Source organism: Candidatus Nitrosopumilus sp. (assembly GCF_965263415.1).
Lineage (GTDB): Archaea > Thermoproteota > Nitrososphaeria > Nitrososphaerales > Nitrosopumilaceae > Nitrosopumilus.
The window spans coordinates 1,019,121-1,030,127 of the sequence record NZ_OZ253671.1; the positions used below are offsets into that span (position 1 = coordinate 1,019,121).

Below are 11,007 nucleotides of genomic sequence, written 5' to 3' on the forward strand. Positions count from 1 at the left end.
AGTTATACTGCAGATATCTGATTAAATTCTTGTGAACAAAGATCCTGACCGAATAGAATCACTAGTTTCAGAAAAGCGTGTAAAATTACATGTTTTTGAGCCTAGTCAAAGGAAAATTTGGACTGTTGTTGGTAAGGGAGAAGAACATTGGGTTGATCCCTCTAGTCTTTATTGTTCATGTCCTGGATTTTACTTTGGAAAATTAAATGGAAAAGAGACCTGTTATCATTTGGATTCTGTAAAACTTGCTCAAACTGAAAACAAGGTTGAGAAAATTATTTTTTCTGATGATGAGTTTTCTGATTTTCTTTCAGGACTGCTTTCAGATTTGTAATGATTTTTTATTGGAATGTATTAATAACTAGAAAACTTATTGTTCCATATGGATGAAGAGCAACAAAATTCTGAAATTGAAAAAATTGCTAACTTGATGGTTCATGATGGTATCTCTCTTGATGAACAAGACCCTGACAAATTAGAAAAATACAAAAATCAAATTAAAGAAGATTGTAATCTAAATGATGAAAATGCAATGAAACTAGTCTATGAGACATTGCTATTTAGAAAATTAAAAAGTTCAGATTCAGGTGACCTTTTAGACAAAGGTTCTGATTTTGGTGCTGGATTTAGTTGAGTTTATTCTAGTGGAATAGATTCAATATCCTCTTTTGAAACCCCTTTCCACAACCCAATCATGCCTTCAGGTTCTACTTCTTCAACTTTGGTTATTTGCTGAATTTTGATTTGATTTGGTGCTGGTCCTGGTGGCCATAATTGAACCATGTAATCTCCTACATTGCCGACTTTTGTTGGTATTCCCATGGTGATCTTTGCTTCAGAACATCCTTTAGCAATTAAAACATCAGTTGCCTTTTGTTTGAGATCCATTTTTCCGTGCAAGAAGAGAAAAAAATCCTTTTGCGTATCAATTTCTGTCATGAAATTACTAATTTTTTAAACTAAATCAATCTTCCTGATCCAATCTTCCAAAAAGGGTTAAATTAGAATGAACAACATTTGAATTTGTGAAAATCTTCACTGTAGGAAGCAAATCATTTGTAACTAGTTTTCAGTTAGCCGGGGTTCCAGGTATTATTTCCGAATCTCCTCAAAAGGCTTTGGAAGATATCAAAAAATTAACTGATGATTCTGATGTTGGATTGGTTTTAGTTAGTGATGATATCACTGAATCTATTAACGATGAGTTGACTGCATTACGGGCTGAAAAATCTACTTTGGTATTTGCATTACCTGCAACCGGAAGCGAAAAAACTGAAGTTGACTATAGAGTTATGCTCAAGAAGATTCTTGGTGTTTGATTTAATCTACTTATAATCAATTTTCTACTGATAAACCATGAAAACTGCATCTGTCAAGGAACCCTCTGTTATTTCTGTAAGTGAAACAGAAAACCCTTCTTTGGAATCTGGTGAAATTTTAGTTCAGATGCATGCATGTGGAATATGCGGGTCTGATTTGGAAAAAGTATTTGGACAATATGGACAACCATCAATGCGTTTAGGTCATGAACCTGCTGGTGTGGTTTTAGATGTTGGTTCTAGTGTAACTGAATTCAAAAAAGGTGATAGAGTGTTTACTCATCATCATGTTCCTTGTTATGATTGCCATTTTTGTAATCATGGAAACGAGACAATGTGCAAAAAATATTATGAAACCAATCTGTCTCCCTGTGGTCTATCTGAACAATATGTTGTTCCAGCATGGAATGTGTCTCATGGTGGGGTTTTGAAAATATCTGATTCTCTTAGTTTTGAGGAAGCTGCAATGATTGAACCTCTTGCATGCTGTGTACGCGCTTGGACAAAATACCCTTATCAGGAAGGGGATAGTGCAGCAATCTTTGGAGTTGGCCCTACTGGAATGATGCATGTGATGCTTGCTCAGGCAAAGAAATTCTCAAAAATTTTCTGTTTTGATGTTAATGATTTTAGATTGGACTTTGCAAAAAAATTCAATATTACAGAATCAATCCACTCCATGGATGAAACTAGGAAACAAAAAATCCTAGACCATACTGATAACCTAGGAGTTGATGTTGCAATTGTTGCAACTAGTAGTCTCAAAGCTCTTGATGATGCAATTGATATGGTTAGAAAAGGCGGTACAGTAATGATGTTTGGAGTTCCTTCTAAAGGTGCAAAAATGAATTTAGATATGAGTAAAATATATTCAAAAGAAATTACTCTTGTCACCAGTTATGCTGCATCTGATAATGACACAAAAGAAGCATTGAATCTAATTGAATCATCGCAAATTGATGTTAAGCAGTTAATCACACACACTTATCCTATTGACGATACTCAAAAGGCATTTGATCATGCACGAAGTGGTGAAAATGCAATGAAAATAATCATCACAAAATAAGAAAGGCTTAAGAAAGGCATTTCAAATTCGATGGAATATGGATTGGGGATTAAAAAACAGATTATCTCGTATAATTAAACCACATAACAATCGTGCACTAATGTTAGCAGTTGATCATGGATATTTTCTTGGACCAACTGAAAAGTTAGAGAATCCAAAAAAGGTCATTGCACCTCTATTGAAACACTGTGATTCTTTGATGTTAACTAGAGGTGTTCAAAGAACATCTGTTCCTGCAGAAACTGACACTCCTATGGTACTTCGTGTATCTGGTGGTTCTAGTATTATTGGCGATGACTTGTCTCAAGAAGACATTACAGTATCCATTCAAGATGCAATCAGACTAAATGCTAGTGCACTTGCAATGTCTGTCTTTGTAGGCTCAAAATATGAGTATCAAACAGTTGTTAATTTGGGAAAACTAGTCAGTGAAGCAGAACAATATGGAATTCCAGTATTGGCTGTAACTGCAGTTGGCAAAGAATTAGGCAAAGATGCAAGATATCTATCTTTAGCCTGTAGAATGGCAGCAGAACAAGGCGCACACATTGTAAAAACATACTACTGTGATAATTTTGAAAAAGTTGTTGAATCATGTCCTGTACCAATTATTGTTGCAGGAGGAAAGAAAATTCCAGAACGCGACGCATTACAGCTAACTTACAATGCTGTCAAAGCAGGAGCTGTTGGTGTTGATATGGGAAGAAACATCTGGCAATCTGATCATCCTGTTGCCATGATTAAAGCAACAAGGTCAATCATTCATCAAAATGCAAATGTTGATCAAGCTTTCAAACTATACAAAAAACTAGCAAACGAAGATTCAAACAAGAAACCAAAATCAAAAGGCAACAAACCTAATCAAAACAAATCAAAAGGCAACAAACCTAATCAAAACAAATCAAAAGGCAACAAACCTAATCAAAACAAATCAAAAGGCAACAAACCTAATCAAAACAAATCAAAAGGCAACAAACCTAATCAAAACAAATCAAAAGGCAACAAACCTAATCAAAACAAATCAAACAAACCATAAAATAAACCTCAACCAAAAAAGAACTAGTATATCAATTAATTTTTGATAGATGGATGTGAGCAATTTTCCAAGTTGGTTGCTTTACTAAAACAAAAGTTGCTCTTCCTTGGATTTCCATATGCTCTCCTGTGTATGCCTTTGTATCCACTAACATTCCTTTCTGGTTTAGTTCCATTGCAACAACTGCTGACTCTCCAAAAATACTGATTTTTGGATTCTTTATCTCATAACTATAATCTGAAATACTGACAAACTTGAGCTCCTCTAATTCTATGGTATTTTGATAGTCTTTTAGATCATATGGTGGTAAATCACTGAAACTGGAAAATTTTGGGTCGTTTAGATGAATATCTTTTAGAATTGATGTGTTTTTTGTAATTCCTGCTTCAAATAATGCTTCAATTACTTTGATGATTTCTTCGCTATCTGACAAAACCGTGTTTTCAAACATGAAAATAATCAGTTTAAATCTTCTGTTTCATTTCTGATATTCTTGTAATCTAATTTAAAAAATAGATATTTGATGAATCAGGAATTTTTACTTTAGAATTTATATAAATCAGTAAAGTTGTATAAGGGTGCAGATAGGCAAGAAAATCCTACTTAGTTTTACAGTTATAATTGCGTCAATTGTGATTATGGGGTATCTTATAGTTACTACAACACAAGATAACCTTGTTGACAATATTGGTCAGGATTATTCTCAATCCTTATCTGATGTTGTTTCTGAAATAGTTCGTGGCATTGATGAGAAAACCTATGGCCTGATTGAACTTTCTGATAAAGCTCTAGTTTATGATGTTCTAGATGAATCAAATTCTCAATTTACAAATTCTAATGATTCTCAGATAAGTGAAACAAACACTGCATGGAATGATGCACTTGATCAAAACCAAACTTTGCCTCTAATGAATGAAATTCAAGATGACGAATTATCTGAAAAATTAGCATTTGCATCAAATCGTGTTGAAACAAAATTCTCTTATCCAATATATGATCAAATTGGAATCTTTAATCAAGTTGGAATTTTAGTTGCATATGACCGTACTATTCCTCAATATTATGTAAATGATGCAGAATGGTGGAATACTGTAGTATCTACTGGATATTTTGTAGATGAAGTATCCTATGATGCTGATTCAGAAGTTTATTCACAAGACATTGCAATTCGAATTGATGATGAAACTGGAGAATTTTTGGGTGTCTTAAAGACAACAATTAAACTTCAAGATTTGATAGGTGGAATTCATGATCTCCAACAGACAAATAAATTTCTAGGAACGGAAATTTCTCTTCATGATGATAAAGGCCAAGTGATTTATTCTACTATTGGTTCTGAGTTTGGTGAAAATACCTCTCTTGTAGAATTCCTTTTGATGTCTGAAGAATCCGATTATTACATTGTTGATGGTGTTGAAGGAAGTGATATTCTCAAAGTTTATGCAAAACCTGGCTCCACTGCTTTGCCTCTTGGATGGAATTTAGTTGTAGAAAAAAATATTGATGATGTTTTATCTCCTGTAATTGTATTAACTAACATAATTTTGATTGTACTTGTTACTACGATAATGTCTGCAGTAATTGTTGGATTATACATTAAAACATCTATTTCCAAACCTTTGATAGAATTACGTGATGCATCATCTCAAATTGCAGATGGAAACTTTGATGTTTACTTTAACATTAAAACAGATGATGAAATAGGTGATCTTGCTAACAAGTTTGAGTACATGAGAGATAGTATCAATTTTACAAACTCCAATTTGACTGATCTTGTAAAATTACGAACTGATGAATTAGAACGAGCATTAACAAAAATTGAAAAAAATGATTCTTGGACAAAAAGTATAATGGGATTTATCTCTAAACAAACAAATCAGTCAATTGGTGATATAACTGAAAATGTTGATCTTTTAAAAAATAATAAATTAACAAAAGATGAAGTCCTTCGTGCAATTGATAATACCCTTTCCCAACTTAAACTGCTAACTGCCACTGTTAGTGACATTTCCAATTTGGAGCAAGGACAATTAACCTATGATATGAATGATGTTAAAATAAATGAAATCATCAATTCCTCTCTAAAAGAAATTGAGCAAACTTCAAAGAATGTAACGATAAACCTTGAACAGTCTGATGAAGCATATGTGTTTGCAGATGCTCATCAATTGGGACGCGCAATACGATACATAGTTGATATTTTCATGACGTATATTGATGGGGACCCTCTTCAGATTAAAACCGCCGCTGATGAAAAAAACATCGTTATTCAACTTGTGTCCGACAAAAAGATAGATTCTGACATATTTTCCCCCTTAGATGAGAGTGACACTGGAATCGCTCAGGCCGACCACATCCTACTTTATATGGCTAAAGTAATTCTAAAGGACCACGCAGGCATGACTAGCATAGATGATGCTGATGATACTACCACAGTCTCTATATCCGTGCCTGTTGTTGAGGTCTAGTTTAGTCAAGATCAATTGATCGGCAATTTATTAAGCAGATATCGGATCGCAAATTAGGCGAATTTCATGGTGAATCTGTCTACAGAAGACACAGTAACGTTCCTAAAGGATCTTATCGCTCAAAATACGGGCGACATTGGTAGGCTGCGCCATATACTAAATTCCATAAAAAATAACAAATCTCTTGCAAAGTCTGATAAGCAATATCTTGAAGAGAGAATTGAACAAGAATACAATGCCTCTGATGAGACCTCTCCTCCAGAACAATCAATTGATTTTATATCCAAATTAGTTGCTGAAGGGATTGGTGACTCAAACAGACTTCGCTATATTTTACATTCTTTAAAACAAGGAAAAATACTACATGCATCTGACAAAAATTATCTTGATAGCGTAACTCAATCATACTATGCTGAGGTAGCACAAAAAAAATCATCTGAAGCCAAAACCACACCTGTTACAATTGATGAAGAACATAAGCAAAAACAATCCGAACTTAATACATTAAAAGAGAATTATGAAAGTTCACAAACCGAACTTCAGGAAAGCAAAAGACATCTAGAAGAGAAGATATATTCTCAGCAAAGCGAACTTGAAAGACTTCGTAATGAAAGAGACTTGGCTAAAAAAGAAGCCGAGTTTGAATCTAAAAAAGTTGTAGAGCAAGCAGAGCTTGAAGAAAAAATAAAACATCAACAAGAAGAACTAAGTCAATTATCACGTGACTATAGTGTTGCAACAAGAAAAGCCTCTCTTGAAAAAGCTAAACTTGAAGAACAGATACACGTTCAACAAGCTGAGCTTGAAAGACTTGCTCAAGACAGAGAAGAAACTGAACACAAAATGAGTCTTGAAAAAGCTAAACTTGAAAAGATGAAGCTAGAAGAAAAAATTGCAACTCAACAAACACAACTTGAAAAATTAGCAAAAGACAGAGAACTGCTTGCAAAAAAATCTGAACAAGAAACAAATGACTTAGAGAAAATCAGCCTAACTGAGCAGATTCGAGCCCAGGAGGCCGAACTTGAAAAAATGGCCCATGATTATGAGTCTGTAAAACGAAAAGCTACAGCAGATAAGGTTATGTTAGAAGAGAAAATCCAGACCCTCCAAGTTGAACTCAAGGCTATATCTGAAGAGCGTTCCACCTTTGAAAAGAAACTTGCAAGTGAAAAGGCAGCTCTTGAAGAACAACTCTACATACAACAAGTCAATTTGGAAAATCTAGCAAAATCTAATGCAACAAACAATGCACAACAAATAACGGATCTAGAAAATAATCTTCAAGAAAAACAAGCAGAAATTGACACTATCACTAAACAACACCAATCTAAACTAGAGCAAGTCCAATCTGAAAAGACCGCCCTCCAAAATAAGATCCAATCACAACAAGCAGAACTTGAGGCAACCAAATCGAAATCTTCCTCTGCTAAAATGGAATCTCAATTACAAGCTCAAATTGATGATTATAAGAAAAAACATGCTCAGCTAAATGATATTATGACACAATATCAAGATGTAATGTCGAAATCTCAATCAGAAAAGACTGCACTTCATGAAAAGATACAAACACTACAAGCAGAACTTGAGGCAACCAAATCAAAATCAATCTCTCCTGAATTAGAATCAAAACTCACTTTACAAAAAGAACAACTACAAGAAAAACAAGCAGAGATTTATTCTATAACCCGACAACACCAATCCAAGCTAGAACAAATCCAATCAGAGAAGACTACTCTTCAAAAACAACTAGAATCAAAACAAGCAGAGCTTGAAGAAATCAAATCCAAACCTACATTGTCCCCTGAGATAGAGTCTCAACTCACACTACAAAAAGAGCAACTAGAATCAAAACAAGCAGAAATTGACACTATCACTAAACAACACCAATCCAAGCTAGAGCAAGTCCAATCTGAAAAGACTACCCTCCAAAAACTACTAGAAACTCAAAAAGCAGAGCTTGAAGAAATCAAATCAAAATCACCTTCTGCTGAACTAGAGTCTCAACTCACACTACAAAAAGAGCAACTAGAATCAAAACAAGCAGAAATTGACACTATAACCCGACAACACCAATCCAAGCTAGAGCAAGTCCAATCTGAAAAGACCGCCCTCCAAAATAAGATAAAACTCCAACAATCTAAACTTGAAGAAATCAAATCCAAACCTACTTCCTACCCTGAACTAGAATCTCAACTCACATTAGAAAGACAAGAACTAAAGAAAAAACAAGCAGAAATTGACACTATAACCCGACAACACCAATCCAAGCTAGAGCAAGTCCAATCTGAAAAGACTACTCTTCAAAAACAACTAGAAACTCAAAAAGCAGAGCTTGAAGAAATCAAATCCAAATCACCTTCTGCTGATCTGGCCCCTCAACTGGCTTTACAAAAAGAGCAACTAGAATCAAAACAAGCAGAAATTGACACTATAACCCGACAACACCAATCCAAACTAGAGCAAGTCCAATCTGAAAAGACCGCCCTCCAAAATAAGGTAAAACTCCAACAATCTAAACTTGAAGAAATCAAATCAAAATCACCCTCATCCAAGCTAGAATCTCAACTCACATTAGAAAGACAAGAACTAAAGAAAAAACAAGCAGAAATTGACACTATCACTAAACAACACCAATCCAAGCTAGAGCAAATCCAATCTGAAAAGACTACTCTTCAAAAACAACTAGAATCAAAACAAGCAGAGCTTGAAGAAATCAAATCCAAACCTACTTCCTACCCTGAACTAGAATCTCAACTCACATTAGAAAGACAAGAACTAAAGAAAAAACAAGCAGAAATTGACACTATCACTAAACAACACCAATCCAAGCTAGAGCAAATTCAGTCCGAAAAGATTACTCTTCAAGAACAGGTGGATTCCCAACATGCTAATTTGAAAAAACTCACTGCAGAACGAAAAGAATTGGAAAAGAAATTATCCTCCAGACAACCCTCTCTTGTACAACCTGGTCAAGAAGAATCTGCCGAAAAGAAACCCTCTTGGCTTTCTAAACTATTTGGCAAAAAGTCAACTTCAAGACCTGTTGATCCTGTATCTTTGAATGAAAAATTACTACAAGCTCAAATCAAAGAAGCTGAAGCAGGTGATACTGTAACTAACGATTTGAGAACTCAACAAATCAAACTAGTAGAATTAATGAAGAAACGTGATGAGGCAGAAAAGAAATCCCAAGTCATATCTCCTGCACTTGAAAAGCAGATACAAAAACTACAAGATGAACTTGAAAAGTTTGAGCAAATCAGTGTACTTGCAGAACAAAGAGCACTACAGAAAAAAGAATTACTTGAAGAAAAGATTCGTTCACTAAGAGAAAAAGAGTTTGAAAATAAAATGAGGATGGAAACTCTTGAACAAGAAAAAGTCGATCTCGAACAGAGTCACCACGACCATGAAGAGCAGATGATAAAACTTGCTGAAGATGAAATGCAGATAATCGATCAGATCAAAAGAGAAAAGGCACAAATCCGTAGACTGTTACAGACACAGTCTAAATTAAAAGAACACATGAGTAAAACTTCTACTGAAGTCCAAGAAGAACTAAAGGAGATTGAAGATCAAATCCTATTCTTGATTAATCGTCAAGCTGAAAAGCCACTTTCAACTGATGTGATAAAATCTCTGGATTCTCTGAATAAAAAATTAAATGACATTCTATCAAAAAATTAGTAGTTATTGTTATTAGCGTTTGATGGTCGATTAATCTAAATGAGCAGCAAAATCTTACTTTTGGCAATTGTGCCCATTGTAGTAGGTGTGCTATCAGTAAGTTATCTTAATGATGAGGCAATTGAAAAAAAATTCCTTCCCACATATTCTGTAGTCCCACTTGGAGGTGGTGTAACTGAGATTGTTTTAGAAAAGAGTACTGCTGTTTTAGAAGAAAATGAAGAGTTGAAAACCCGTGTGGAGCAGACAGCAGAGCAAATTCTACAAGCAGAGCAACAAAGAGCTGATCTTGCTGAAAAGATCAGTATTCTTGAGAATCAAGTATCTGTGATTGAAGATATTAGGTTTTCATCTGACGAAAAAACAGAACTATTAGAGCAGGAAATAACGAAACTCGAAACTCAAATCGAAGAATTCAAATCACAACCTGCTGCAGTGGTGCAACCTACTCCTGAACAAGAAGACAGCATTGCTGCATTAGAGGCAAAAATACGCGAACTAGAAGAAGCACAAGACGATCCAGAAGGAGACTCTATATTTGAGTCATTGACTGGATTTGAACGAGAAATCCTTGTTGAAACTTCTAAAGTGCCTGAGGTCGCAATGGAAGAAGGAACCATTAGTTGGGACTTTGTAGATTCTAGAGGTAACTCATACACCTTCTCAAAACTTTCAGATGATTTCATAGATGAGGTTGTACGATTACCCGCACCTCAAGATACCTTGTCAATAACTCTTGCCGGTGTAGGTCAAGGAGGTACGGCAGAGACTGTCCAAATACGTGATTTATCAAAATTTGTCACAGGTCAAATGCCTAAACCTATGAATGAATTGTACAATACTGTAACTACTCCTGGTGAATTTATCTTTGAAGTATGGTGGATTGTATCTCAGTTTGAATTAACCTCCTATGAAATGCAACCTGATCCTAAACATCCTCTTGATACTTTCTCAAAGGGCGAAGGAGATAATGAAGATCTAGCCATTCTGATGGCAGATATGATAAAGTCCTCTGATATTGGAAAAACTTGGGAACTCCGATTCATCTACTTTGATTCCGATAACCCATCAACTCCTCAAAAGATCAATCATGTCGCATTACTAATTGAAAGTGAACAAGACACTTGGCTTGTAGAGCCAACTGCAAAAACACTTGAGGATGCTTTCGTAAAACGTGATAAAGTACGTGGAAATTTGGCTCCTATCTAATTTGAGTTGTTTTGCGCTGAAAAATTACAAAATACTCGTAATTCTATTTTTATGAAGTTAGGATGTTCCTAATAGGCGTAATTTTCCCAAATTTGGGATTTGTTAACTGATTCTTTACTAGTTTGTAAAACATTTCACCCATGTGTGCTAAAATGCAAAATTCCCAACAATAGGAATATCGCTCTCTCTTTATATACGAAAAAGCGGTCAAAAAATTAC

At 34.9% G+C, this 11,007-nt stretch carries 10 protein-coding genes; 8 read left to right on the forward strand and 2 right to left on the reverse strand.

Annotated elements, in window-relative coordinates; genetic code table 11:
- Positions 1-31: 31 nt before the first annotated feature.
- Together ACQY22_RS06655 and ACQY22_RS06660 are read left to right on the forward strand one after the other, a co-directional pair.
- On the forward strand, positions 32-334 hold the full coding sequence (locus tag ACQY22_RS06655) for a hypothetical protein (protein ID WP_428323917.1): 303 nt from the start codon (positions 32-34) through the stop codon (positions 332-334).
- Positions 335-382: 48 nt separating this feature from the next.
- On the forward strand, positions 383-634 hold the full coding sequence (locus ACQY22_RS06660) for a hypothetical protein (RefSeq protein WP_428323918.1): 252 nt from the start codon (positions 383-385) through the stop codon (positions 632-634).
- A 2-nt stretch (positions 635-636) separates the two neighbouring features.
- Here the strand turns inward: ACQY22_RS06660 and ACQY22_RS06665 are convergent, their stop codons facing one another.
- A complete protein-coding gene (locus ACQY22_RS06665; RefSeq protein ID WP_428323919.1) occupies positions 637-939 on the reverse strand; it encodes a hypothetical protein in 303 nt (100 codons plus the stop codon).
- Positions 940-1,025: 86 nt separating this feature from the next.
- On the opposite strand from ACQY22_RS06665, the gene ACQY22_RS06670 reads away from it, so the two are divergent.
- From ACQY22_RS06670 to lsrF, 3 genes are read left to right on the forward strand one after another with little or no spacing between them, the layout of a single operon-like run.
- On the forward strand, positions 1,026-1,319 hold the full coding sequence (locus tag ACQY22_RS06670; protein ID WP_048071516.1) for a V-type ATP synthase subunit F: 294 nt from the start codon (positions 1,026-1,028) through the stop codon (positions 1,317-1,319).
- A 37-nt stretch (positions 1,320-1,356) separates the two neighbouring features.
- The gene (locus ACQY22_RS06675) at positions 1,357-2,385 is read left to right on the forward strand and encodes a zinc-dependent dehydrogenase (RefSeq protein WP_428323920.1); all 1,029 of its coding nucleotides are present in this window, start codon (positions 1,357-1,359) and stop codon (positions 2,383-2,385) included.
- 37 nt (positions 2,386-2,422) lie between these two features.
- Entirely contained in the window at positions 2,423-3,421 is a 999-nt protein-coding gene (gene lsrF, locus ACQY22_RS06680; protein ID WP_428323921.1) for a 3-hydroxy-5-phosphonooxypentane-2,4-dione thiolase, read from the forward strand.
- Between the two features lie 31 nt (positions 3,422-3,452).
- On the opposite strand, the gene ACQY22_RS06685 is transcribed toward lsrF, so the two are convergent.
- A complete protein-coding gene (locus ACQY22_RS06685) occupies positions 3,453-3,854 on the reverse strand; it encodes a nuclear transport factor 2 family protein (RefSeq protein ID WP_428325535.1) in 402 nt (133 codons plus the stop codon).
- Between the two features lie 145 nt (positions 3,855-3,999).
- Between ACQY22_RS06685 and ACQY22_RS06690 the strand changes: the two genes are divergently transcribed.
- From ACQY22_RS06690 to ACQY22_RS06700, 3 genes are all read left to right on the forward strand, one after another.
- Entirely contained in the window at positions 4,000-5,889 is a 1,890-nt protein-coding gene (locus ACQY22_RS06690) for a HAMP domain-containing protein (RefSeq protein WP_428323922.1), read from the forward strand.
- A gap of 66 nt (positions 5,890-5,955) precedes the next feature.
- Entirely contained in the window at positions 5,956-9,579 is a 3,624-nt protein-coding gene (locus tag ACQY22_RS06695) for a hypothetical protein (RefSeq protein ID WP_428323923.1), read from the forward strand.
- Positions 9,580-9,618: 39 nt separating this feature from the next.
- Positions 9,619-10,788 carry a hypothetical protein gene (locus tag ACQY22_RS06700; RefSeq protein ID WP_428323924.1) on the forward strand — a complete coding sequence of 390 codons (1,170 nt, stop codon included), beginning with the start codon at positions 9,619-9,621 and terminating at the stop codon, positions 10,786-10,788.
- Positions 10,789-11,007: the final 219 nt, after the last annotated feature.